We start from the raw sequence: 26,362 nt of genomic DNA, 5'->3' as shown, positions 1-26,362 counted from the left end.
GAGTTGGATTTCTTAAAAATTTATCGAAGGCTCAATGCGTTCTGGTTTCCAGTAAAATATTTTATTATCTGCAAAAAAGGAAATCGGATACTGTGGTGCTACAAAAGATCTCTCGCCATTATCAGGTCGAAAGACAGAATACATTTTTTTATCAATTAGAGTTTTGCACGCTTCATATATGCCATTCAGTTCACTAGGAAGCTCACCAATACAATCTTGTTTGTAATCTGCCCTTAAATCTCCGACAGCATTATGAAATACGCTTTGTGTAAAAATATATACAAATTTAATGGTCGTCGTATCTCGCGCAATTATTTCCTCCACAATAGTTTTGAAAAACTGGTGTTCAAGACTAAAATATCCAGTGTTAATTAAGAACACACCAGCCGTACTGATTGAATTTGCCTTGTTGAATTCCTTAATTTGTTTTGAAGCCTTCCTTATTGTGTTTTTTATTGAGTTTGCTACAACCCGCTTATATGCTGCATGGCTTTCACCCTCAATACTATAAAAATTTATATTAACAGAAAAACCATTATCTGCCTCAAATATTTTTGCTAATGTAGAACGCCTGTCTTTATTATATAAACTTTCGTTTTGAAGATCTTTCAATTCTATTACTATATCTCCGAGTATGAAATCGGGTGTCATAGTTACGGTTTCAGGAATTTTACTTCCTCCAAACTGACCGATGAGATTTTCAAAATCTAACTCCGTAAATCGAGGGATATTGTAGTAGTATAGATTTGAAAAACTGGGTTCACCAAAATTTGTAAAAGAATGGCCATCGCGTTCGGCAGTAACATAAGCTTCCCATATATCTCCGCCGACATCTTCACAAAGAGAGCGTATAAGAATATCGATTTTTATCTCTGAACAGATAACATAGTTTTCACTGGAAATTATCTCATAAAGCTTTACCCGCGAAAAATCACTTTCATGCATCATTAGAATACAATTGTTATAACTCTTAGTAGTTGTATTGAATCCTTCAAAAAATATCCTAAGAATCCGCTGATGATTATTCATCTTTAATGACAATTTTAAACCTGTTCATAAGCTTTTTTAAATCAATATTATATGGTATGTTTCTTCTTGAAATTGGTGACAATTGCTCCGTTAAATTTTGATTTGCTCTGTAAAACAATGCAGCTTGATTTGGAGCATTGTTTACTTTCTTTTTCTTATTCATTTTGGCCATATGAAAATTGAGCACTTCTTTAAAATTCTTGTCTTTGACTTGGAAATAAGGAAGCCAGAGTATTAACGTATCAATATCTATTACAGTAAGGCTTTTAATGTTGTAAGTTTTATTTAAATCCCCAAGTCTTTCTATACATTGCTCCTTAAACCATTGGTTAAGCCTGTAATTAATTCCCAATGTTTGGAATATTCTGTCGTGTACAAGTAAAATGGGGTAGATTGTAAGCGAAGTCTTCGAATTTACATAATCATCAAATCTAAAATGCTTGCTGCCAATTTCTCCGATTGTAGTTACGATTTGTCCAATTCCTACTTTCTTTGTTCCATCGACTAAAAACTTTTTTTTTAAAACAGCATTGATTTGTTCAATATCAGCTGACGCTTTACTTCCTTTTGCAACGAGCACGTCTTTATTTTCAAAAATGAATACTTCATTATTATGCCTCAAATAATAATCAGGTTCTCCGGGAAGTTCTTTTTCTCTTTCCGGTTTCTTTACATAGTGTTTTTTTGAAAACATTTCGTCGAGCAGGTTTTTCATTAGGAAGTTTTCAGAAAATTTACTGTTAAAAAAGCTAAAAAAATTTCCATACAAAGTTTTTAAAGCTTCATCTTTTTCATAAAGTTCTTTTAGTTTGAATTTCGCACTTTTGTAAAACTTATCAATGACAAAAAAATAATGGATAATTGAATATACACTTTCCTCAACCTTATAGATGGGACTGTTTTTAATGTGGGTAAAATCCTCGTCGGGAGCTATATCGTACGATACCATTGAATCGAGGAATGCTAGTGCGTCCTTATCTTCAACGTTCCATAAATAGCTGTTAGTTCCTTTTAATTCCAGTAATTTTCCAAAGAGGTATGTCATCTGCTTCACAAATTCTTCTTCGGTCGAAACATTAAAGGACTTAATAAATCCGTCTTTGAGGCTCGAATATTCAGGTTTGGAATTAAGAAATGCAAGAAGCGCTTCAACCTTATAAAAAGTGGCATAAAGCAAATGTAAAAATTCGAGGTCGTCATTTTCGGAAAAAGCCAAATCTGCAAAGGGAAAAGTAAAGATTATACTGAAATCAACCAGTTTTTCAAAATTATCTTCATTTAAATTATCCAAGACTTGATTACTGATTAGTTCAGTATTTATGCATAGAAATGCCTTAAATAAATTCATTTCATCGTCATCAAGAGAATAATTGGTGTTGTTTTCAAGTAGTTCTAAGGAATTAGACAACACAACTTCTGCAAATTTTAAAGCACCTTGTCCGCTGACAACTGCTGGCTTTACATTGATTTGATTATGAAATAAATAGTAGTTGACTTTGCCAACTATTTGATCATTTACCTCTGGATTACTAAAAAAATTATCATAGTTTGGGAGAGGTTTTGTATTAAAAAAGCCTATGGATTTCAGTAATGATTCTCTTGAGGCATTTCGTAAATAGTTGATGATCGGTTCTTCTTGGTCTTCTGGAAAGACATCTTTAAATCCAAGCAGTTGTTTTACATTTATCATAACGCTAAGAATCCATTAGGGACAATAATACGAAGATAATAAATTTAATTATTTTGGAATATTATTCCCGTGCTTTCAAATTATCTGGGTAACGAATCTTATAAGATTCACATCTGCCTTCGACTTTAAAGTGGCTAATAAAGCCACCTTAAAGTAAAAGACTAGAATTCATTTTCCTACTATAATTAAAAATTTCTTATTTAAATGAAATTTTATTAGTTGTTTCCCTTTTTTTCTCGTCGATGATTTTCGTATATATCTGTGTTGTCTTTATGTTTTTGTGCCCCAGCATTTTCGATACAGTAAAGATATCGGTACCAGCTGCCATCTGCAGTGTTGCATAAGTATGTCGAAAACAGTGAAAAGTAATATGTTTCTCAATAGCTGCATCTTTAATCCAAATAGGTATCAGACGGTCAAAATCCCATTTTTTTAAATTAATAAAGATTTTTCCATGCTCCATTCTTTGTTCCCCTAAGAATTCAAGTGCTTCCTCAGAAATGGGCAATGTAACCGGCTTATCAGTTTTCTGCTGCTTAAATCTTATATAGTACCCTTCGTGTCTGGTGTATTGCACTTCTTCCCATGTAAGTTTTGATACGTCAGAATAACGCATGCCCGTGAGCAGAGAAAAAAGACTGACACGTTTGACAATTTCTTTTTTGCAAGGGGTTTTAAATAATCTTACAGCCTCTTCCATAGTTAGAAAATTCCTCTGCGACTCTTGTTCCTTTATACTTTCAACTGCGGCATTGACATCGGTCTGCAGTAATCCTTTTTTATACGCTTTTCGAAGAGTAGCCTTGATTTTATTGAAATAAGTTAAAGCTGTATTCTGAGCTAAAAACTTACCCTTTTTCCTGATACATTTAGCCTTTAAGAGATATTCCCTAAAATCCTCTATAACAGTTACATCTATATCCTGTATTAGTATATCCTTATTCTTAAGAAAGTTTTCAAAGTGGATAATGGCGTAAGTCCAAATATCACCGTTATTGCCCGTTTTATTCTCTGCAACAAGCTTGAGATACTGCAGAAATGATTTTTCGCCAATCTCTTTAAGACGAAGTTGCTCCAGCTCAAAAGGATTGTAGATCTGCTGCTTATTTACTTCATTAAACCTGTTTGCACAGATAATTTCGGCTTTATATAGATTCTCAGAATTTACAGCCTTGTCAACATTATTTTTTGGCTTTGCATCCAGATATAAACTCAGATACTCCCTACGATAAAATTTATGAGTTTTAGGGTTGTATACAGGCGGGAAAAAATCAAGATATAATGTAATCTTACCACTTGGCAGTTTTCTTTTTCTTAGCGTAACATTTATATTTTTCATCTTCCCGCACCATTAAAAATTATATCAATATCCTGTTTGGCTACACAGGTAAATTTTCCAATGGAATATTTTACTATGCCCTGCCGTTGAATCAGTAGATAGAGTGCCCCCGAAGAAATATTGTACTTCTGCTGAATTTCCGTTATTGTATAGCAATTGTCAAAACCAGGAAATTGCTGTCCAGTTTTCAAGGTTACATCCTGTACAGGAATTGCAAAAAAAGCTTCAAGATCGCATCGTCGGATAACGGTTCGTTTGCCAAACTTTGCAATGTCTAGCTGTCCATTGTTAACTAACCTGTAAATAGTACTTCTGCTGATTCCAAAAAGCAGGATTGCCTGTGTAATTTTTAAAAACTCCAACGGTTTTATTTTTTCCAAATCTGTATTTAAAAGCTGAACGATCTCGTTATTGCTTTTTTCTACTTTTCCTTTGCGTACAAGTGATTTATAACCTCTACTGTTGCAAATGGGTGAACAATACCGCGTTCGCGTTGTTCTGGCTGTGAACTGTTTTTTACAGTGCTCACAAATTCTGATAACCTCAATGTTAGAACTCATAATGTGACTAATTTTTTGTCCCATTGTGTCTATGTGTGTCTCTGTGTGTCATCATTTCGCCAAAAAAAGTTCCGATGAGGAAAATTATTTTCGTGGTACAATAATGGTACAAAAAGGAACAAACTATCTGCAAATAAAGCTAAATAAACAGAAAGAAGAATCCCAGTTAAAATGCCGTTTTATGACATTTTAACTGGGATTCTTTGCTTTATTTTTTGATGTTTTGTGAAATCTATTTTCCGATGCAGAAGTTAGCAAATATATTTCCTAGCAATTCATCATTTGTAACCTGACCTGTTATCGTTCCAAAATGGTACAGCGCTTCCTTAATATCGATCGCCATTAAGTCACTTGGTAGGTTAGTTTCTAGGCCGTATTTTACTTTAGAAATTTCTTCTAGGGCCTTGAGTAATGAGTCGTAATGTCTTGTGTTAGTAACGATTGTTTCGTTGTTTCGTAAAGCTCCAGTGTTCACAAAAGATAGTAGTTGATTTTTTAATTCTTCGATACCCAGGTTTTGTTTGGCAGATATCATCTCGAGAATCACGTTCAGCGGTTGGAGTTGATTTTTGATTTCGGCAACTTCGTCATCTGTTAGTAATTCGGTTTTGTTGATTACCACCACTAAAGGTTTTAGCGGAAATTGATTTTTAACTTTCTCGATTTCTACTATATATTCTGAACTTTGAACTTTAAACTTCAAACTATCAAATAAATACAAAACAACCTGTGCTTGATCTATCTTCTCAAAAGTTTTTTTGATTCCGATGCTTTCTACCACATCCTGAGTTTCGCGAATTCCAGCCGTGTCTATAAATCTAAATCCGATTCCGCCAATGACTAGTTCGTCCTCGATAGTATCACGGGTTGTTCCCGCAATCTCCGAAACTATGGCGCGCTCTTCATTCAATAAAGCGTTCAACAATGTTGATTTTCCCACGTTGGGTTCACCCACAATGGCAACAGGAATTCCGTTTTTGATTACGTTCCCCACGGCAAAAGAATCGATTAGTCGCTTTAGTACAAATTCGATTCGGTTTAATAATTCATGAAATTGAGTTCTGTCGGCAAATTCTACATCTTCTTCGGCAAAATCAAGTTCGAGTTCGATAAGAGACGCAAAATTCAATAGCTCCTCACGTAATTTGGCTATTTCATTCGAAAACCCACCGCGCATTTGCTGCATGGCAATTTGGTGCGAAGCTTCATTGTCGGACGAAATTAAATCTGCCACTGCTTCCGCTTGTGACAAATCAAGTTTTCCGTTTAAGAAAGCTCTAAGCGTAAATTCTCCAGGATCGGCCATGCGACAACCTTTTCTAAGCAATAATTGAATAATTTGTTGCTGAATATAAGTAGAGCCGTGGCAAGAAATTTCAATCGTATTTTCGCCTGTATAGGAATTTGGACCTTTAAATAGAGATACTAGGACTTCATCCAAGGTTTTGGAAGCATCCATAATATGGCCTAAATGCAGGGTATGTGTTTTTTGCTTGGTTAAATCTTTGTTTTTTATGGATTTAAAAACACTGTTTCCAATGGTAATTGCTTCCGGACCGGAAATTCGGATTATTGCGATGGCTCCAGCTCCAGAAGGTGTTGCTAAGGCTACTATCGAATCGTTGTATAACATATTTTTATATTCTAAGTGGCAAAGGTACTAAATCTAAATAAGTATCTATTTGTTTATTGAATTGGCTTTTTTATTGGGTTAACCAAGTTGAGATCGCTTTAGATGTTTAATTTTATTTCCGTAACTTTAGGTGCACGTTCGTTGAGATAAGCAATTTAAATTGATATTATATGAAACGTATTCTATTTCCAACCGATTTTTCTGCCATAGCCACAAATGCTTTTGTACACGCATTAGCATTTGCTAAAATACTTCATGGGGAACTTATAATTTTACATTCTTACCCCGCACGGCCTATTGACGATCAATTCTTTGCCGAGAATTTTAAAACAGTTTATGACACAGTGGAATTAACACAGTTTGATATGTTTAAAGAGGAAGTGCCTAAATTACATGCCATTGCCACAGCTTGTAATTTAGACAACATAAAAATGACACATCGGTTAATGGAAGGCGAGTTGGTCGATAATATCAAAAAGAGTGTTGAGGAGGATAAAATTGACTTTGTAGTCATGGGAACATCTGGTATTACAGAGTGGGATGCCGTTTTTGTAGGATCAAATTCAGGTGACGTGATTATTGGGATAACAGTGCCAGTTTTATGCGTGCCATTAGACTCAAAATACAAAACGATCAAAACGATTGGCTTTACCACTCGATACAGAGCGAAGGATAAACAGGCGATTCAGACGGTTGTTAATTTAGCCAAGCATCTAAATGCAAAGCTGAAATGCCTCTATGTAAAAACCAGTAATTCTGATGTCTCAAAAGAAACAATTGCCGAGTGGGAGACGGAGTTTGAGACACAGCCAATTGAATTTTTTATTGTAGAAAGTGATGTGATTAATGAAGCTGTCATGGATTTTATAGCTTTTGAAAATGTGGATGTTTTGACAATGCTAACGTATAAAAGAGGTTTTTTTAAAGGTCTATTTCAACCTAGCTATACAAAAATGGCGCACCCTGAATTTCACATCCCTATTTTGGCCATTCCTATTGACTAAAGAAATAGATCTAGTTATGTTAGAGTAATAAACAACTTACGTTTTTAGAATTTGAAAATCAGATACTTATAAATTTTAACACAGATTTACTCTTACATATAGGAAAGCTTTTTATTGTTAAAATAAATTTAAATAACTGATTATTATCATGTTATAATTGTAACTTTAGGTGTAATTTTAACTATTTCACCTCCTTAAACAAATTCAAAATGAAACGTATTTTATTCCCAACCGATTTTTCTGAAGCTGCTACCAATGGCTTTGTCCATGCTTTAGAATTTGCAAATTTAGTTCAAGGCGAGCTGGTTTTATTGCATGCATTTGAATTGCCTGTATTCGACAATCAGTTTTTTCCCGAAAACTATATGATAATTTATGAATCAGTAGAGTTATCGAAATTCGAAATGTTTAAAGATGAAATTCCGAAACTACGTTCCATAGCGCAAGAGCGACGCCTCGGTAATATTAAGATGACCCATCGTCTCATGGATGGAAGTCTACTTTATAATATCAACAAATCAATTAAAGAGGATAAAATAGATTACGTGGTTATGGGTACTGAAGGCGCTTCTGGCTGGTCAGAGTTTTTTTCAGGAACCAATACAGGTAACGTTTTAGCCGAAATTAATGTGCCAATTCTTAGTATTCCTGTCAATGCAAAATACAAAAAAATAGAAACGATTGGTTTCACGACACGCTTTAGACCGAAAGATAAAAAAGCACTTAAAAAAGTGGTAAAATTAGCTAAAATGGCTGGTGCAGCTGTAAAATGTCTTTATGTGAAAACTAGCAAAACAGATGTTGAAAAAGCAACAATTAAGAATTGGGAAGAGGATTTTGCAGAAGAACCTATAGAGTTTTTTGTAATCGAAAGCGATGAAGTAAAAGAGACTATTTTAGATTTTATCTTGCTAAAAGAAATAGACATGTTGACTATGCTGACGTACAAAAGAACATTTTTTGAAGGTTTATTCCATCCTAGCTTAACTAAGAAATTTGCTAATAATTTTGACGTTCCGATTTTCGCAATCCCTATTGAAGAATAGGCTTGTTTCATTTTTGAAAATAGGGCGGCAGTTTTTATTTTATTCGAAAGTGTTGCCATATTGCCTCCTATTCTAATAGCTTATTTATTCGCGTACACCTATATTTGTATTTCAATTTAATCGAAATATGGATCAGTACAGTACAAAGAGTAATAGCTATTCGGAGGAGTTAAGCAAAATCAATAAAAAATACAATACCATCAGCGTACTTAGACTGTTGTGTATTATTCTTTTTTTAGGTTCTCTTTATTATTACATAAAAAACAGCGAAATTATCTTTATAGTTTCAGCTGTTTTATTTTTTGCGGGTTTTATAATTTTTATGAAAATTCACTCCAAATTACTTTTCGAAAAAAAGCTTAGTACTGCGTTGAAGGAAATCAACGACAATGAAATCTCTTATTTAGAGAAGAAATCGATTCCATTTGATAACGGACAAGAATTCAATGATTTTCATCATCCTTATGCCTACGACCTAGATATATTTGGAGAACATTCCCTTTTTCAAAATTTAAATAGAACTGCCACTTTTATTGGAAAGAAAAGATTAGCTGAGCAATTGCTGACTTTATCTCCAAATGAGGAAATCATTAGAAATCAATCGGCTGTTAATGAGCTTTCGCAAAAATTAGATTGGCGCCAGAATTTTTTGGCTTTGGCCAAAATAAGTCAAGATTCTAAAGCCAGTTTTGAAGGATTAATGAAGTGGAACAAATTTCCAAGTACTCCATTGTCTACAGCAGCAGTTATACTTTCTTATGCTGCGCCACTATTGTTTTTAAGCGTATTAATTTCCTATATTGTTACGGCTGAGACTTTTTTATTGTCTTATCTCTCTTATGTGTTTTTATTGAATTTATTTATTATGGGGGCTTTTTATAAACGCATCCAAATCGAAATTGCCAATGCAGAAGATCTCGATAAGGTAATCAGTCAATATAGTTTATTACTTAAAAAAATTGAAGACGAAACTTTCCAGTCTCAAAAGCTGATTGATTTACAACAAAAGCTGAAATTTAAAACAGAAAATGCCAGCATTCACCTTAAAACCTTATCGGGATTATTTTCTAATATGGATACGATTGGGAATCTATTAACGGCCTCTTTGTTTAATGGTACCTTTCTATTTAATCTACATGTTTTAAAATCACTAATTCATTGGAAAAAAGAGCATGCAGAAGTATTGGAAGATTGGCTTGATGTTATTGGTGAATTCGAGATGCTAAATAGCTTGGCTAATTTTGCCTACAACAATACAGACTTTGTTTTTCCCGCTTTAAATACGGAGTTCGAAATCAACTTCTCAGATTTGAGTCATCCCTTATTGAATCGCAATACTAGAGTAGGGAACGATGTCCATTTTCATCCGCAATCTTTTATGATTTTAACGGGATCGAATATGTCAGGGAAGAGTACTTTTCTCCGAAGTCTGGGGATTAACATGGTGTTATCCGGTGCGGGTTCGGTGGTATGTGCGAAGGAAGCTCATGTACATCCTTTACCGGTTTTAGTATCCATGCGTTTGTCGGATTCCTTATCTGACAGCGAGTCTTATTTTTTCGCCGAAATAAAGCGCTTAAAACAGATTATGAATGAATTAGAAGGAAATGCTGCTTTTGTATTATTGGATGAAATCCTAAGAGGAACAAACTCTGACGACAAAAGAAATGGTACCATAGAAGTCGTTAAAAAAGTAATCGCAAATAAAGCAATTGGAGCGATTGCAACTCACGATATAGAAGTTTGTCTAACTACAAATGAATATCCGGATACTCTTACTAACAAATGTTTTGAAGTCGAAATTGTAAATGATGATTTGCATTTTGATTACAAACTCCGCGATGGAATATGTAAAAATAAAAGTGCGACGTTCCTGATGAAAAAAATGGGAGTGATTTAAGGGTGGAGATTAGAAGTGAGAGGCGAGAAGTGAGAGGTTTTAAAAATAGTAAGTAAAAAATTAAAAATAAGAGGTTAGAATTGACAAGTATAAAACATGAAGTTAAAAAAACTCAAAATATTCAATTTCGTCTCTCTCTCCTGTGGGGGGAAGAACAAAAAAAAAAACCGCATATCCTATAAAGGAAATAGCGGTTTTTTTCAATATAAAAAAATGGTTTGGTTAATAGCGTATTTTGAAATACAATGATAAGTATAATATGTTGATTATCAAAAAAAATGACAATAAAAACATTAACAGTTTATTAACTATTCAGCATAACTGGCATTACCAGCATGGTTACGGTCTCTCCATCTTCTAGCCCATCAACAGGAGTAAGGATTCCCGCTCTATTAGGCAAAGACATTTCTAACATGATCATATCTGATTGTAAATTAGTTAACATTTCATTAAGAAAACGCGAGTTGTAGCCTATCTGCATATCGTCTCCTTGATAATCACAAGTCAATCTTTCCTCTGCTTTGTTAGAGTAATCAATATCTTCAGCCGAAACATTCAATTCAGCACCTGCGATTTTCAAACGAATTTGGTGCGTAGTTTTATTAGAGAAAATAGCAACACGACGTACTGAACTCAAAAACTGAGAGCGGTCAATCATTAATTTATTTGGATTCTCTTTTGGTATAACCGCTTCATAGTTTGGATATTTTCCATCTATTAAACGACACATTAAAATGTAATTATCGAATGAAAAAGTAGCATTCGAATCATTGTATTCAATTTTTACTTCAGCATCTGAAGTCGAAAGAATATTTTTTAGAATGGTCAAAGGTTTCTTTGGCATAATAAAATCAGCTACTTGAGACGCTTTTACATCTGTTCGTGCATATTTTACTAATTTGTGAGCATCAGTTGCCACAAAGGTTAATCCTTCTGGAGAGAACTGAAAAAATACACCAGACATAACTGGACGTAAATCATCGTTACCAGCTGCAAAGATCGTTTTACTTATAGCTGTTGCCAATACATCCGCAGGAACTAAAGTTACCGAAGGTTCTTCTAGATTAACAGATTTTGGGAATTCAGCACCAGGAGCATACGCCAACGCATATTTACCAGAGTTTGAACTGATTTCTATCGTGCTGTTTTCTTCAACAGTAAAAGTTAAAGGTTGCTCTGGAAAAGTTTTAAGGATTTCTAATAGTAATTTTGCCGGTACAGCAACACTACCTTTACTCGTGGAATCAATAGCTAAGTTAGCCGACATGGTAGTCTCTAAATCACTTGCCGAAACCGTTAATTCGTTATTGTCTAATTCAAATAGGAAGTTGTCCAAAATTGGCAAAGTATTGCTACTGTTAATAACACTACCTAAAACTTGTAATTGTTTTAATAAGTACGAACTCGATACTATAAATTTCATCTGTTTTATTTTATTTTTTTTGGTATCTATTTTTGATTTCAAAATAGAATACATTTTACAAATATATCGTAAACTATTCTAGTATTGAAACTTTTTTATTAACATCTATTGACCGTATTTTCTTTTTCTAAGATAGGTAAATAATCCGCCAAATAACACTAAGATTAGCAGTGGAAGCCCGATAGTTATGACTTGAGTCTGGCTGTAGTTTTCAAATACTTTTTCCTTGTCTAATAAGGGTAAATCTAAATCCTTGCTTCGAATGTTAATAAGTCCAGTATCGTCTAACAGATAATTGACACAATTCAGCAGGAAATCCTTGTTGTCGTATAGATTTCCAGAACGTTGATCGTAACCCAGTTCTACCGGTTGGAAGTTTTTATCCAGTTGGTTTTTTATCACATCTCCATCAGAAATTACAATCATTTTATTCTTCTTTCCAGTTCCTTGAAATGTGGCTTGTTCAAAAGGCAACACTCTGTTTTCAAACATGGAATGGAAGGATCCTTCCAGCAATACTGCAAGCGGAATATTTCCTGTTTTTATATAATGATTGGGGCTGGTTTCCTCGGCAACAATGTCTAAATTTATTTCTACCGGAGCGCCTATTTTTTTAGAATAAGGTGATGATTTTAGAAGTACAGTTTTCTTAATTCCGTTTTTCAAAGTGTCGATAGGATTCGCAAAATCAAACTTAATTCCGCCTAAGTTTTTCACAATAGGATGCGTGCTTTCTGGATAAACCAAGGGAGCAAATTTCCAGTTGAATTCCTGAAACTGGGTTGCACTTCCTTGTTCTCCTGTCGCTAATTTTATAGGACTTCCTTGTTCGTCTTTGACAATATCTGGGTTGATACGGAAGCCGTATTTAAAGAACATATCGTTTAAATTCAAATCTCTAGGAAAGGCCAAAGTCGATCCTGAAGGATTGTAAAGACTGTCCATTTCAGCATTTACTTGATCGATAAGCCACAATGTTTTTCCTCCATTGATGATGAATTGGTCTAAAACTTGTTTTTCGGAATCAGAAAATGTTTCAGTAGGCTTGGCGATAATAGCCAAATCATATTTCTGTAAAGCATTTAAGCTGCCCGTAGGATCTTTGGCAACCGAATCTAAGGTAAAAGGGCCTATGTGGTAACTTTCTCTTATTTGCAACAAGAATTTAGCCATTACAATATCTTGAAGTTCGCCGTTTCCTTTGATAACAGCAACCGTTTTTTGCTTAGCCGTTGTAACTTTTTGGAATGCTTCCGAAATAGAATATTCAAGATGTTGCACCGAGCCAATTACCATTTCGGTAGTCGAAGCTCCCATCCTGTTTTTCAACAATGGAATATTGATTTCTTTGTTTTGGTAAACTGCTATAGCCCATGGGAATACCATTGCTTGCGATTGTTTTCCTTTGTCATCAACAGTTATATTTATAGGTGTCAATCCCTTTCGATACAATTCCTTGATGTTGTCCATACTGGAATCTTCGTTTTCCAATGGATTTATGAATTCGAAAACTATATTGGTGTTATAGGCTTGAAATTCTTCTAATAGCTGCTGCGTTTCTTGCTGCAGTCTTTTAAACTCAGCAGGCAAATCTCCTTGCAGGTATATTTTGATGTACAATGGTTCTTTTACTTGTTCGACGATATTCAAAGAAGTAGTAGAAAGGGTGTATCTTTTGTCTTTTGTTAAATCAAAACGATGAAAGAAATAGTTTCCAATACCGTTTATAACCAGTAATAGTGCGATTGTTATCAAAACCGATTTCAGGTTGCTTTTTTTAATTGGTACCATTACAATTTAAAAGATTTAAGTTTATAAACAGTAAACGAAAGAAACAGCACCGTTATACTTGTAAAATAGAGTAGATCTCTTGTGTCTATAACGCCACGTCCCATACTTTTAAAGTGATCTTGCATCCCAAAAGCAGAGATAAATGTCGAAAAAGACGGTGTTAATGAAGCGAGGCCTTCGAAACCAAAATAGAAAAAGAAACATAAAAACACTGCAACAATAAAAGCTACAATTTGATTATCGGATAGAGTAGAAGTAAAAATTCCGATGGAAGAATAGGCGCTAATTAAGAATAGTAGCCCAATGTAAGAACCAATAGTGCTTCCCATATCGAGGTTTCCTTCTGGCATTCCTAAACTAGAAATTACTTCGACATAAATAAATGTTGGAATAATAGCCATAACAATTAACAGCATCGAACCCAAAAATTTTCCGTTTACGATTTGCCAAATACTCAATGGTTTTGTCAATAATAGCTCCAATGTTCCTTGCTTTTTTTCATCCGAGAAACTGCGCATCGTTACAGCCGGAATTAAGAAAATTAGAATCCAAGGCGCTAATGTAAAAAACGGGCTCATATCGGCAAAACCGGTATTGAGAATATTATAGTCCCCTTCGAAAACCCAAAGAAATAACCCGTTGAGAATTAGAAATAAAGCAATAACCAAGTAACCGATGGGCGAACCAAAAAAGGATTTAATCTCTCGTAATAATATGGCTTTCATTAATTTTTTGTTTAAAAGTTTAAGATTTAATAGTGTCTAAATTGAGACTAAAAAGCTTAAATTAAAGTAGCTAACTTATCCACGCTCCAGGCTTCTGGCTTGTCATTGAATAATTTTTTGGTAAACGTCCAAACTTCATTGAAAAACTCTGAATTTCTGTAGTTTTCTAAGTCGTCTTCGGTATCCCAATAGCTATACGTGAAAAAGATACTTTTGTTGTCTTTGTCCTGATATAACTCTAATAAACGGTTTCCAGGAGCATTTCTGATTCGTTCTTTAATTGATTCGAAATTTTCTAGGAATGCAGGAATGTTTTCCTCGTGAAAACTTAATTTTACTATTCGTACCAACATGTGATCTAGGATTTAGGATTAACGATTGATGATTTGAGACTTTATGGATGTGGTATTCTTCTAATCCTTGAATTGAATAGACACCGTATCTCTATAGTTTAAACCCAATAAGCTATTTGCAGAGCCTACTTTGGAAGGGTTACTTCTAAAAATGGCAATTTCGAGAAAGCCAGCTTCATTAAAAATCGCTAGTTTCTCTCCTTCATAATTTTTTATTGGATATTTATCAGAACTCGCAATTGCAGAGTAATTTGGCAAAATGGTTTTGATGTTTTTTGTTTTCATGACAATCTCATAAGGCCTTCCTCGAGCAACCTCCATAAATTGTCTTTTACTAATATTGGTAACCACATTTCCAAAATGATCGATATAAATAACATTACCTTTTAGTGTATTACCGTCCTCAGAAATCGCTGCTTTTAATTCGGTTATTTGTTTAATGCTACTGATTTCTTTACCAATAACGTTTAGCAAACCACCCTTTGCAATATGACAAGCGACCGTAACAAAAACATCCATTCCAGTTGCTTCGCTAGACAAACGATCGTGAATATTTATAGCGACCATTTTTTGAGGAACAATTTTTTGCGAAAGCATGCTTAGAATTCCGTTATCGGCAGCAATAAAGTAAGAATCGTTCCATTGCATTACAACATGTTGGTTCTCTTTATTGAGTTCCATATCGACTCCTATTAGGTGAACAGTCCCTTTAGGAAAGCTGGAATAAGCAGCACTAATAATGTAACTTGCTTCTACTGTGTTAAATGGGTCAATATGATGTGAAATGTCTACAATGGAAGCTTCAGGATACTCAGAAAATATTTTCCCTTTTAACGCACCAACAAAGTGATCTTTCAAGCCGTAATCGGTAGTTAGGGTAATTATTGACATATATTTTTTATAAATATTGGTGTATTCTAAAACTAATTTTCATTAAATTTGAGAAATGCAAATCTAATAATAGTAAATTCAAAAAAGCAAAAAACGAAAAACAAATTCTAAATAATAAGACAAATAATATTAAGGTTTAAGACCAAAATGAATTAGATTTTTTAATTGATTAATTTTAATATAAAACTACAACTTTTGAACGAAAGAATAATCGAGCTCATAGACATCGCTCCAAAAGAATTTTGGGGTGCTCAAGACACTCATCTTGAAACTATTAAAAAATATTATCCAAAACTGAAAATTGTTGCCCGTGGAACTACTCTAAAGGCATTTGGAGAAAAAGAAATCTTAGACGAGTTCGAAAAACGTTTTCAACGTTTAATGCTACATTTTTCTAGATATAATAATATCGATAACAATGTTATTGAACGTGTTATTCTAGGCGAGGGTCAGGATGATAGAAGAAACGCGGTGAATGATAAAATTCTGGTACACGGAGTGGCGGGTAAAATCATTAAGGCGATGACACCTAATCAACAATTGCTGGTGGATGCCATAAATAAAAACGACATGGTTTTTGCGGTAGGACCTGCAGGAACTGGGAAAACCTATACTGGTGTTGCAATGGCTGTAAAAGCTTTGAAAGAAAAACAGGTAAAACGCATTATCCTTACTCGACCAGCCGTAGAAGCTGGGGAAAATCTAGGATTTCTTCCTGGAGACATGAAAGAAAAATTGGATCCATACATGCAGCCGCTGTATGACGCCTTACGGGATATGATACCCAATGAAAAACTGGAAGATTATATTCTAAAAGGGATTATACAAATTGCTCCGCTTGCCTTTATGCGTGGGCGAACGCTGGATCATGCGTTTGTAATATTGGACGAGGCTCAAAATACAACTCATTCCCAGATGAAAATGTTCTTGACTCGAATGGGGAAAAGTGCCAAGTTCATGGTAACTGGAGATCCCGGCCAAGTTGATTTACCAAGAAGGACTATTTCAGGGCTGAAAGAAGCGCTATTAGTTTTAAAAGATATTGAAGGAATTGGAATTATTTATCTAGACGATAAAGATATTGTAAGACACAGATTAGTGAAAAAAGTCTTAGATGCTTATAAATATACTGAGAATCCAGCCTAAAAATAGAAATTGTATTTTTGACAGATAGTCAAAAGAATATTATGTACGACTCCGCATGGGGTCGTACTTTTTAAAATAATAATCAGTCCTTTTTACAGGAAGGGTATATAATCGTTGCATTTAATTTGCAGGATAATAGTAATAGATTAAAAAAAAAATAAATATTGAATAATGTACTTATAACGGGAGCTTCTGGAGGTATTGGTAAAGAAATCGCTTGTCATTTTGCTCACAATGGCTGGAATGTTATTGCCACAATGATTGATTTAGATCATGGAAAAGAATTACAAGGAATGAAAAATATTAGTTGTTATTTGCTAGATGTCACCTCGACTGAAAGCATTGTAACGGCTAAGAAAAAAATAATTGAAGATTTTAAAACAATAGATGTTGTTATAAATAATGCAGGAGTAGGCTATAGAAGTTTTGTGGAACTATCAGAAGATTCGGAAATCAATACAATTGTCGAAGTGAATTGGCTTGGAGTTGTAAAAGTTTGCCGAGCATTTATTCCTGAATTTAGAGCACAAAAAAAAGGACATTTTATAAATATTTCCTCGATTGCCGGTTTAGTAAATTTGCCTTTAGGAAGCTTTTACCATTCGACGAAACATGCAGTTGAAAGTTTTTCAGAATGTATGGCTTATGAATTAATTGATTTTAACATAAGTGTTTCTACGGTTCAATTTGGAAATACTCAGACTAATTTTCAAAAAAATGTAGTTAAATCAAACCGATCGTCTTTGGCTTCTTATAATAATTTGATGGAGAAGATAAGTCAGATTTTAGAAAAGAAAACCAAGAAAAACGTGGATTTAAAACCGCAAATTGTTCGGGAAGTATTGAAAATTGCAGATAATCCGCCTAAAAATTTTAAACGTCATACGATTGGTTTTGATGCTAATGGACTTAGTTTTCTAAGATATGGAATGGGTTACCGTTTATTTGGCAGGATAATAAGGCAATCCGTTTTTAAATAAAAAGGAAATGGGAGTGTTTTTTAGCCAAATTATTTGCAGCTAAAAACCCAGCCAAATTTATGAGATGGTTTCTTAAACTCTCGTTTTCTATTAAAGATTTTGTAAACTTTTGAGTTGTTATTGGAAATATCTTCAAAATTCAATAAGTTTGAAATTATTACAAATGAATATGAAAATTACAATGTTAAAGGAGAAAATAAAAGTAGTAATAAGCGACTTAGACGGAACACTACTAAATCAGCATCACCAAATTTCAGAATATACTAAAACAGTTTTTCAAGAGCTACACAGTCAAGGATATCTTATAATTGTTGCCACAGGACGTCATCATCTCGATGCGATGTCTATTGTGGAGAGCTTAGGCTGTCCAGCGTACTTAGTAACTTCAAATGGAGCGCGAATTCACTCGCCACAAAACGAACTTCTTTTTTCTCATAACATTAGTAGTGAGGCCATAAAATCTGTATTATCATTAGGAATAGATGAAGAGTTCACGACTGTAGTATTTAAAGAAAATACTTGGTTGACTAATAAACACAATGAAGCATTAAACAGTTTTCAGCCGGAATTAAAATATGTTCCGGAGCTTGTAAATTTTGATTCGGTCGAAGATTTAACTGCTATAAAAATGTTTTTTACACACGAACGTCATTCTAAACTGATAGAACTTAGAGATAAAATAGTAGAAAGGTATTCAGATGATTTTAGTCATGCTTTCAGTTTGCCACATTGTTTAGAGTTTATGGACAAGACTGTCGATAAAAGTGTGGCTATTGCCAAGATTTTAGAAATAGAAAATTTGAGTTTTCAAGAGACTATTTCTTTTGGAGATGGCTATAATGATGAAAAAATGTTGAATGCTACAGCAAAAGGATTGCTAATGGGCAATGCACCAGATAGTTTGAAAAGCAAGTTAGTACATCTTGAAGTAATTGCAACTAATTATGATAATGGAGTAGCTACTTATTTATTTGAAAAACTCTTGAAGGAGCCAATATTAAGTGTATAGCTAACCTAAAAGTAGCTATTTGTTTTTTTAATACGTTTCAAAGTGTATTTTTGTGTGAAATAAACTATACAAAAATGACCAGAGCTATTTTTATTATTACCGCATTTATAACTTTATCTTTTACAGTTCAAAGCCAAAGTTTACAGTTAGAAGACATCATGAAGGGAGATACTTTCATTGGAGAGCAGCCTTTTTCTGGTCGATGGTCTTTAGATAGTAAAAAAGTATATTTTGAATGGAATCCCAATAATGAGTTAGGAGCCAGTACTTATTTCTGGGAAAAAGGAATGGAAAAAGCTAAATTGGTTTCTTATTCAGAAGCAGCATTTTCTAAATTAGATTTCAAGAGTAAACCGAACTCGGATACAGTGTATTATATTGATAAAGGGGCTTTGTATTCCTATTCTATCCAAACAAAAAAAACTAAAAAACTACTGCAACAATCCAGCTCAATTTCTAACCTACAACTAGGAAAGGATGCTGGAGTGTTGTTTTTTACCCAAAATGAAAATGTCCTAAAATTTGACACCAAAGAAGGAACGCTTGTCCAAATAACAAATTTTAAATCAGGAAAAGAAAAGGATAAAGAAGACGAGAAAGACAGTTTCTTAATAAGCCAGCAAAAAGAATTGTTTCAGTTTATTCGTGACCAAGAAGCTAAGAAAAACTGGGACAAGGCTAAGGCCGATAAAAATAAATCTGATTTTCCTAAGCCTTATTATTACGGTAAAGAATCGTTTGAAGGTTTAAAGATTGATCCAAAAGGGAATTACGCCACTTTTAGAGTAGTAACTGCTGCTGAAACTAAAAGTGAAATAATGGAAAATGTGATTACAAAAGACGGATACAATCAATCGGTAAACACAAAGAAGAAAGTTTCAGTTGCAAATTTAACTAAATCAAAATTCGGAATTTATTCTGTGGCTCAAGATTCAGTTTATTTTGTTAATTTCTCTTCATTAAGCCATATTCAGGACAAACCAGTTTATTATAACGAATATGAAAATTTAAAAAATAAAGAAAAGGAAGACAAGTTGGTTTTTGTCCAAGCACCTACGTTTAGTGAAAATGGTGTTTATGCAATTACCGAGATAAGAAGCCTGGACAATAAAGACCGATGGATTGTACAATTAAATTTGGAAAAAGGTACTTTCAAAGAAATTGATTATCAGCATGACGAAGCTTGGATTGGCGGACCTGGAATTCCATCGTATTCTTATGGCTCAGGAACTTTAGATTTTTTGGGAGATAACGAAACCATTTATTTCCAGTCAGAAGCGACAGGATATTCACATCTTTACAGTTATAACTTAAGAACAAATAAGAAAAACCAACTTACAAAGGGCAATTGGGAAGTAAGAGATCTAACGCTTTCTAAAGATAAAAAGACTTTTTACTTAACTACAAATACAACCCATCCTGGAAATCGTGGTTTCTATAAATTGGCTTTTTCTGGTGGAGAATTACAACCTATTCTAACCAAAGATGGAGCTCATGAAGTAACTCTTTCTCCTGATGAAAGCACTTTGCTTGTTCGTTATTCTTACAAAAATAAACCTTGGGAGTTTTATATTGCTTCAAATAAAAAAGAGACGAACTTGGCACAAATAACGCATTCGACCTCAAAAGAATTCGATTCTTATGCGTGGCGTACTCCTGAAGTAATCACTATTAAAGCACAGGATGGAACTGATGTAAACGCAAGACTTTACAAACCGGATTCGGCTAAATCAAATAAAGCGGCTATCCTTTTTGTTCATGGTGCAGGCTATTTGCAAAACGCTCATAATTATTGGAGTACGTATCATAGAGAATTTATGTTTCATAATTTATTGACAGATCTAGGCTACACCGTTTTGGATATTGATTACAGAGGAAGTGATGGTTACGGACGTGATTTTAGAACGGGTATTTACCGTTTTATGGGAGGAAAAGATTTAACAGATCAAATTGACGGTAAAAAGTTCTTAGTCGAAAACTTAGGCATTAACCCTACGAAAGTGGGTATCTATGGTGGATCTTACGGTGGATTTATTACTCTAATGGCTATGTTAACTACGCCAAATGAATTTAAGGCTGGAGCGGCTTTACGTTCAGTTACAGATTGGGCACATTACAATCATGGCTACACAGGTAATATTCTTAATTTTCCAGAAACAGATCCTAATGCTTTTAGAAAAAGCTCGCCAATTTATTTCGCTGATAATTTACAAGGAAACTTGTTGATGCTACACGGAATGGTAGATAATAATGTGGAGTACAAAGATGTAGTGCGTTTGTCACAGCGTTTTATAGAACTTGGTAAGAAAAACTGGAGCTTATCCTCATTTCCTGTTGAAGCTCACGGTTTTAAAGAAACCTATTCGTGGGTTGATGAGTACAGCAGAATATTGAATTTATTTAATGAAACGCTTCTTGAAAAATAGTACGTTCCATGACCTTAATAATGTTTCAACAATTTTGTGTATCTCTTTGAAACAACCTATTTTTGCAAAACAACAACGCAACACCTATTCATAATGAGTAATACAATTACAACTACTAATTTTAATTTCCCAAATCAAAAATCGGTTTACCGAGGTAAAGTAAGGGAAGTATACAATATCAATGACGATCTTTTAGTAATGGTAGCCACAGACAGGCTATCTGCTTTTGATGTCGTATTGCCAAAAGGAATTCCTTATAAAGGTCAGATTCTGAACCAAATTGCTACTAAGTTCATGGAATTAACGCAAGATATTGTTCCTAACTGGTTGATTGCAACACCGGATCCTAGTGTAGCTGTAGGTCATTTATGTATCCCTTTCAAAGTAGAAATGGTGATTCGTGGATATCTATCTGGTCATGCGGCACGTGAATATGCTCTTGGTAAAAGAGAAATTTGTGGTGTCCCAATGCCAGAAGGATTAAAGGAAAATGATAAATTTCCAGAAGCAATTATTACGCCAACAACAAAGGCGGATAATGGAGAGCACGATGCTGATATTTCAAGAGAAAGCATTCTATCTAAAGAAATCGTTTCTGAAGAAGACTATTTGGTTTTAGAAAAATATACCAGAGCTTTATTTCAAAGAGGAACTGAAATTGCAGCAAGCCGCGGATTGATTTTGGTAGATACTAAATATGAATTTGGTAAAACTAAAGATGGAGTAATTGTTCTTATTGACGAAATCCATACACCTGATTCTTCTCGTTATTTTTATTCAGAAGGATATCAAGAAAGACAAGACAAAGGAGAGGAGCAAAAACAATTGTCAAAAGAATTTGTGCGTCGTTGGTTAATCCAAAATGGTTTTCAAGGTTTAGAAGGACAACAAATCCCTGATATGACTGAGGAATATATCGAAACCGTATCCGAAAGATATATTGAATTATATGAAAAAATCCTTGGTGAAAAATTCGTTAAGGCTGATATTTCAAATATCAATGAAAGAATAGAGAAAAATGTGTTGGCTTATCTAGAAAAAAGATAAAACTACACGCTATTTGTAAAAAACAAAACCGCAATCCTGAAAGGAATTGCGGTTTTGTTTTTTATTTTAATATAATTATTTTTCTAATATGACTTTAAGATTGTCAAGTCCTTGTTGTAGGTCTTTACCAATCATTTCGTCCATTCCCATAAAAGGCATCATTAAATTCATAGGATAAGGGATATGTCCATCATATCCCCAGCGAACTTTAGTTTCATTTGTCGAAATTGATTGAGTTGAAAAATAAGCTTTATCAGTTGCTTCAAATGGGAATTTAAAACGCAATTCAAAATCGATTTTTTCTCCTTCAGTTAGCTTTTTTATTTCTTGTTCGCCTGCACCTACGTTTTCATTTGTACTTTCCCAAGCTGATATAGCTCCTACTGTTCCATCAGTACCTGTAAATGTTTTTTTCATATTGGGATCTGTTTTCGCCCAAACACTAAATTCATCTTGATTTTTCAAGAATTTAAGATAATTATATACACTGTCACTAGGTTGGTTAATCACAATCTCTCTTTGCACGGTGTAATCTTTAGGGAGAAATACTGCTACAATCAATGCTAGTGCGATAATTCCAAGAATGGCAAATAGAATATGTTTGATAATCTTCATATTTTTGAATTTTTAGATTATTTTGATTTTTTTATTTGAGCTTCGTAAGCGGCAATCCATTCAGCAACTGACATTTTTCGAACAAGCTCCACAATCAAGTCAAAAGGAATCTGATCTATTTTTTTGAATCGAATGCAACTCTTTCCCATGTCTAATTTTAGATTGGTGTGTTTGGGATATTCGTCAGTAAACCATTTCAATAAAGCAGGACTAGCATAAATACCCATATGATATAACGCAATAAAGTTTTTCTGTGAAGCTATACTGATAAAAGGCAATGGCAATTCTTTATTACAATGATATCCTTCTGGATATATCGTGAACGGAACCACATATCCTATCATTCCATAACTCATTTCCTCGTTAAAGTCTGTAGGGATATTGGCAAGAATGATTTCTCGAAGTTTGTTTATTGGTGTTTTTCGACCTTCGGGGAGTTCTTTTAAATATTCTTCGACATTATTGGCCTTCGATTGCATTTATAGGTTTTTTGGTAAGTAAATTTAACATAAAAAGCCGTAATTCTGTGATAGAATTACGGCTTTTATACCAAATAAATTATATAGGTATTATTTTAGCCCCGGTAGTAGCGGCATCCTTTTGTCCCGGTTTTTGGGACAAAAGATATAGCGGAGAACGGGAAAAGCTCCTGAAACTATTATTTAAAATAAGAAAACGTTTCGTTGTTCTCTAATTTTAATATCGTTTCGTATATTAATTTGATGACATTTTCAACATCATCGCGGTGCACCATTTCAACAGTGGTATGCATGTAGCGCAAAGGAAGCGAAATCAAAGCCGAAGCCACGCCGCCATTGCTATAAGCAAATGCATCTGTGTCTGTTCCAGTAACTCTTGAAGAAGCTAAACGCTGGAAAGGAATTTTCTTTTCTTGGGCAGTATCTAGAATTAGTTCTCTCAGATTATTTTGAACTGCAGGTGCATAAGTAACGACTGGTCCTTTTCCTATTTTTGTTTCTCCTTCAATTTTCTTCTCGATCATTGGGGTAGTCGAGTCATGACACACGTCAGTAACAATTGCTACATTTGGTTTGATGGTTTTAGTGATCATCTCCGCTCCACGAAGCCCTACTTCTTCTTGAACGGAATTAGTAATGTATAATCCGAAAGGTAATTTTACTTTATTTTCATGTAATAAACGCGCTACTTCGGCAATCATAAAGCCACCCATGCGGTTATCAATGGCGCGACAAACAAATTTATTTTCGTTAAGAATCATGAATTCATCCGGGTAAGTAATTACACATCCCACATGAACGCCCATTTTATCCACCTCTTCTTTTGTCTCACAACCTATATCGATAAATAAGTTGCTGATTTTAGGAGTTTCTTCTTTTTCACCTTTTCTAGTATGTATTGCAGGCCATCCAAAAACACCTTTCACAATTCCTTTTTTGGTATGAATGTTAACGCGTTTAGAAGGAGCAATCTGGTGATCTGAACCTCCATTGCGAATAACATATATTAAACCATCGTCAGTAATATAATTTACATACCATGAAATTTCGTCAGCATGTCCTTCAATCACTACTTTATAAGGAGCATCAGGATTAATAATTCCTACCGCAGTTCCGTATGTGTCCGTTATAAAGGTATCAACATAAGGTTTTAGGTAATCCATCCAAATTTTTTGTCCTTCGGCTTCGAATCCTGTAGGGGAAGCGTTGTTTAAATATTTCTCTAAAAATGTAATAGAGGATTTCTTTAATATCGATTTAGTGCTCATAAAATATATTTTTTGCTAAATTATAGAATTGGCATTACACTTGCATATATAATGTATAATTTTACCCTAAATTTTTTCTTTATGCAGTTTATTAAATTTTCGATTTTCTTTCTTTTTGTAACGATAGTAGCCAATGCTCAGGTTATTTCGAAAGACACTACTAAAATGGGTTATGTTTTGCGCGATACAGATGAATCGTTAAATGACACTATTCAATTGGAAGAAATTATTGTTTCTAAGGAAAAGCTGGATCCTGAAGCTAAGAAGCAGTTTTTGATTTTGCAAAGCAGAGTCTATAGGACCTATCCTTATGCCAAATTGGCTTCCGAAAGATTGACGTTGTTGAATAAAGGAATGGAGAAGCTATCTACCAATAGAGAAAAGAAGAAGTACTTTAAGATTGTGGAAAGTTATCTCAATGACGAATTTGAAGCAAAGCTTAAAAAATTGTCCCGCAGTCAAGGCCGAATATTAGTAAAGTTAATCCATCGTCAAACAGGTACTTCTACGTATGACCTTGTAAAAACTCTGAAAAGTGGTTGGAAAGCGTTTTGGTCTAACACCGCCGCCAGCATGTTTGACATTAATTTGAAAACAGAATATGCTCCCTACGTGTCTAATGAAGACTTTTTAATAGAAACCATATTGTCAAGAGCCTTCGAATCGGGGAGATTACAAAATCAACCCCCTGCACACCCTGTAGATATCGATAATCTAAATGATTTCTGGGAAGCGAAGGCACAGCAACCAAAAATTAAATAGTATTTGGGAGTTCTCCATTATAAAAAAAAAGAGGCTGTACCTATATATAAGGAGTAGCCACTTTTTTTTTAGGAGCTATCCCGATCGCTATCGGGATCCGCTCCCGAGACTTCTGGACGCTACAATTTACCTCTCCGTCGCTTCTCGTCCGAAAAGACGAGACGGGCTCGATTGTATTTTCACTGCTATGGGGCTAGGGGAGTTGTTTTCAGCGGTGAGATTTAGTGAGTATTAGTAAAGTCTCCAAAAAAACTACACGTATATATAGTTGTATAGAAAGTAAAACCACTAATTAAAGTAGTTGTCAAGAGTAGGAAGCTTGTCCTGCTAATTATAAAGTATTAGCAAACATGCTGTATTCTCAACGAAACAAGGCAAACAAAGAGCACAAAGTCACTCTTTCCTTGGGAGATTCCCGACGGTTCGGGCGGAGGAGGAAAAACTTTCCTTTTCAAAACACGTATTTCCAGCGAGTTAAACGCTGCGTTAAGAAAAGCGCAGAAAATAGTTTATCAAAAGTATTGTTTAACGGTATAAAGGTGCTACTTTTGCACCCGCAACAGCGAATAAGTTCATAAGAATATTGACAGGTTATAAAGGGGTTTAGGTTTGGAATTATTTCTAAAATAAATCAAAATAAAGCTTGTGAGATTCGAAATTGCTTATTACATTTGCAGCCCGCAAAACGCGCAATGTTCCTTGAAAGACTGCAGAGAAAAGATAAAGAAATGAGGATTTAAATCTTCAAAAAAAACTTTAAATTTTTCTTGCGAGAAACAAAAGACTTTGTTACTTTTGCACCCGCTTCGAGAAACATGTTTRCATGRTGATTGAAGTTGGAAACTGAAATAAATTCAGTTTAAAAAAGAAGAAGAACACGTTCCTAGACATATTGAATTGACAGCCGTTTTAACAGAGATGTTAGAACAAAAGAATAAAGAGTAATRGAATCGAGAGATTTGAAAAAACCACTAGACCTTCAGTCAAAAACAAAAAGAGAATTTATTCTCATATAATATACGATGAAGAGTTTGATCCTGGCTCAGGATGAACGCTAGCGGCAGGCTTAACACATGCAAGTCGAGGGGTAGAAGRAGCTTGCTTCTTTGAGACCGGCGCACGGGTGCGTAACGCGTATGCAATCTACCTTTCACAAAGGGATAGCCCAGAGAAATTTGGATTAATACCTTATAGTAATATGACTTGGCATCAAGATGTATTTAAAGATTTATCGGTGAAAGATGAG

22 protein-coding genes and 1 rRNA gene are annotated in these 26,362 nt (G+C 34.3%); 10 read left to right on the top strand and 13 right to left on the bottom strand.

Features of this window, described 5'->3' with window-relative positions:
- Window positions 1–12: 12 nt before the first annotated feature.
- From E0F98_RS15560 to mnmE, 5 genes are all read right to left on the bottom strand, one after another.
- Window positions 13–1,029 (bottom strand): hypothetical protein, encoded by a 1,017-nt coding sequence (locus E0F98_RS15560; protein ID WP_132113118.1) that lies wholly within the window; start codon window positions 1,027–1,029, stop codon window positions 13–15.
- On the bottom strand, window positions 1,022–2,719 hold the full coding sequence (locus E0F98_RS15555) for a hypothetical protein (protein ID WP_132113116.1): 1,698 nt from the start codon (window positions 2,717–2,719) through the stop codon (window positions 1,022–1,024). Before E0F98_RS15555 ends, E0F98_RS15560 begins: the two co-directional genes overlap by 8 nt.
- A gap of 196 nt (window positions 2,720–2,915) precedes the next feature.
- A complete protein-coding gene (locus tag E0F98_RS15550; RefSeq protein WP_132113114.1) occupies window positions 2,916–4,058 on the bottom strand; it encodes a tyrosine-type recombinase/integrase in 1,143 nt (380 codons plus the stop codon).
- The gene (locus tag E0F98_RS15545) at window positions 4,055–4,618 is read right to left on the bottom strand and encodes a helix-turn-helix domain-containing protein (protein WP_243699266.1); all 564 of its coding nucleotides are present in this window, start codon (window positions 4,616–4,618) and stop codon (window positions 4,055–4,057) included. Before E0F98_RS15545 ends, E0F98_RS15550 begins: the two co-directional genes overlap by 4 nt.
- A gap of 232 nt (window positions 4,619–4,850) precedes the next feature.
- Entirely contained in the window at window positions 4,851–6,251 is a 1,401-nt protein-coding gene (gene mnmE / locus E0F98_RS15540; RefSeq protein WP_132113110.1) for a tRNA uridine-5-carboxymethylaminomethyl(34) synthesis GTPase MnmE, read from the bottom strand.
- 170 nt (window positions 6,252–6,421) lie between these two features.
- Here mnmE and E0F98_RS15535 point away from each other — a divergent pair, with 170 nt between their 5' ends.
- From E0F98_RS15535 to E0F98_RS15525, 3 genes are all read left to right on the top strand, one after another.
- Window positions 6,422–7,255 (top strand): universal stress protein, encoded by an 834-nt coding sequence (locus tag E0F98_RS15535; RefSeq protein ID WP_132113108.1) that lies wholly within the window; start codon window positions 6,422–6,424, stop codon window positions 7,253–7,255.
- A 209-nt stretch (window positions 7,256–7,464) separates the two neighbouring features.
- Window positions 7,465–8,301, top strand: a complete 837-nt coding sequence (locus E0F98_RS15530) for a universal stress protein (protein WP_132113106.1) — start codon at window positions 7,465–7,467, stop codon at window positions 8,299–8,301.
- 127 nt (window positions 8,302–8,428) lie between these two features.
- Complete coding sequence (locus E0F98_RS15525) at window positions 8,429–10,201, top strand: MutS-related protein (protein WP_132113105.1); 1,773 nt, start codon at window positions 8,429–8,431, stop codon at window positions 10,199–10,201.
- Window positions 10,202–10,505: 304 nt separating this feature from the next.
- Here the strand turns inward: E0F98_RS15525 and dnaN are convergent, their stop codons facing one another.
- The 5 genes from dnaN to E0F98_RS15500 all read right to left on the bottom strand — a co-directional run bounded on the left by dnaN (window position 10,506) and on the right by E0F98_RS15500 (window position 15,384).
- Window positions 10,506–11,624 (bottom strand): DNA polymerase III subunit beta, encoded by a 1,119-nt coding sequence (gene dnaN, locus E0F98_RS15520; RefSeq protein WP_132113103.1) that lies wholly within the window; start codon window positions 11,622–11,624, stop codon window positions 10,506–10,508.
- Between the two features lie 105 nt (window positions 11,625–11,729).
- Window positions 11,730–13,415 (bottom strand): gliding motility-associated ABC transporter substrate-binding protein GldG, encoded by a 1,686-nt coding sequence (gene gldG / locus E0F98_RS15515; protein ID WP_132113101.1) that lies wholly within the window; start codon window positions 13,413–13,415, stop codon window positions 11,730–11,732.
- On the bottom strand, window positions 13,415–14,140 hold the full coding sequence (gene gldF, locus E0F98_RS15510) for a gliding motility-associated ABC transporter permease subunit GldF (RefSeq protein ID WP_132113099.1): 726 nt from the start codon (window positions 14,138–14,140) through the stop codon (window positions 13,415–13,417). The genes gldG and gldF overlap by 1 nt, the downstream gene beginning before the upstream one ends.
- 56 nt (window positions 14,141–14,196) lie before the next feature.
- The gene (locus tag E0F98_RS15505) at window positions 14,197–14,493 is read right to left on the bottom strand and encodes a putative quinol monooxygenase (protein WP_132113097.1); all 297 of its coding nucleotides are present in this window, start codon (window positions 14,491–14,493) and stop codon (window positions 14,197–14,199) included.
- A 60-nt stretch (window positions 14,494–14,553) separates the two neighbouring features.
- Window positions 14,554–15,384: an SAM hydrolase/SAM-dependent halogenase family protein gene (locus E0F98_RS15500; RefSeq protein ID WP_132113095.1), complete on the bottom strand. Its 831-nt coding sequence runs from the start codon at window positions 15,382–15,384 to the stop codon at window positions 14,554–14,556.
- A 195-nt stretch (window positions 15,385–15,579) separates the two neighbouring features.
- Between E0F98_RS15500 and E0F98_RS15495 the strand changes: the two genes are divergently transcribed.
- The 5 genes from E0F98_RS15495 to E0F98_RS15475 all read left to right on the top strand — a co-directional run bounded on the left by E0F98_RS15495 (window position 15,580) and on the right by E0F98_RS15475 (window position 21,992).
- Window positions 15,580–16,530, top strand: coding sequence for a PhoH family protein (locus tag E0F98_RS15495; protein ID WP_132113093.1), 951 nt, complete (start codon window positions 15,580–15,582; stop codon window positions 16,528–16,530).
- Window positions 16,531–16,694: 164 nt separating this feature from the next.
- A complete protein-coding gene (locus E0F98_RS15490; RefSeq protein ID WP_132113091.1) occupies window positions 16,695–17,510 on the top strand; it encodes an SDR family NAD(P)-dependent oxidoreductase in 816 nt (271 codons plus the stop codon).
- A 148-nt stretch (window positions 17,511–17,658) separates the two neighbouring features.
- Window positions 17,659–18,519, top strand: coding sequence for a Cof-type HAD-IIB family hydrolase (locus tag E0F98_RS15485; RefSeq protein WP_317126212.1), 861 nt, complete (start codon window positions 17,659–17,661; stop codon window positions 18,517–18,519).
- Window positions 18,520–18,593: 74 nt separating this feature from the next.
- Entirely contained in the window at window positions 18,594–20,945 is a 2,352-nt protein-coding gene (locus tag E0F98_RS15480) for a S9 family peptidase (RefSeq protein ID WP_132113089.1), read from the top strand.
- A 93-nt stretch (window positions 20,946–21,038) separates the two neighbouring features.
- The gene (locus E0F98_RS15475; protein ID WP_132113087.1) at window positions 21,039–21,992 is read left to right on the top strand and encodes a phosphoribosylaminoimidazolesuccinocarboxamide synthase; all 954 of its coding nucleotides are present in this window, start codon (window positions 21,039–21,041) and stop codon (window positions 21,990–21,992) included.
- 75 nt (window positions 21,993–22,067) lie between these two features.
- Here the strand turns inward: E0F98_RS15475 and E0F98_RS15470 are convergent, their stop codons facing one another.
- The 3 genes from E0F98_RS15470 to E0F98_RS15460 all read right to left on the bottom strand — a co-directional run bounded on the left by E0F98_RS15470 (window position 22,068) and on the right by E0F98_RS15460 (window position 24,354).
- Window positions 22,068–22,607 carry an SRPBCC family protein gene (locus E0F98_RS15470; protein ID WP_132113085.1) on the bottom strand — a complete coding sequence of 180 codons (540 nt, stop codon included), beginning with the start codon at window positions 22,605–22,607 and terminating at the stop codon, window positions 22,068–22,070.
- Window positions 22,608–22,624: 17 nt separating this feature from the next.
- Window positions 22,625–23,086, bottom strand: coding sequence for a DUF1801 domain-containing protein (locus tag E0F98_RS15465; RefSeq protein WP_132113083.1), 462 nt, complete (start codon window positions 23,084–23,086; stop codon window positions 22,625–22,627).
- Between the two features lie 179 nt (window positions 23,087–23,265).
- Window positions 23,266–24,354: a M42 family metallopeptidase gene (locus tag E0F98_RS15460; RefSeq protein WP_132113081.1), complete on the bottom strand. Its 1,089-nt coding sequence runs from the start codon at window positions 24,352–24,354 to the stop codon at window positions 23,266–23,268.
- Between the two features lie 81 nt (window positions 24,355–24,435).
- Here E0F98_RS15460 and E0F98_RS15455 point away from each other — a divergent pair, with 81 nt between their 5' ends.
- Both E0F98_RS15455 and E0F98_RS15450 read left to right on the top strand, forming a co-directional pair.
- Window positions 24,436–25,116 (top strand): DUF4294 domain-containing protein, encoded by a 681-nt coding sequence (locus E0F98_RS15455; protein WP_165929340.1) that lies wholly within the window; start codon window positions 24,436–24,438, stop codon window positions 25,114–25,116.
- Between the two features lie 1,019 nt (window positions 25,117–26,135).
- Window positions 26,136–26,362, top strand: a 16S ribosomal RNA gene (locus E0F98_RS15450); the annotation flags it as partial.

The sequence above is a fragment of the Flavobacterium hiemivividum genome, from assembly GCF_004349145.1.
GTDB classification, from domain to species: domain Bacteria; phylum Bacteroidota; class Bacteroidia; order Flavobacteriales; family Flavobacteriaceae; genus Flavobacterium; species Flavobacterium hiemivividum.
This window is presented reverse-complemented; position numbering and strand designations above follow the sequence as displayed.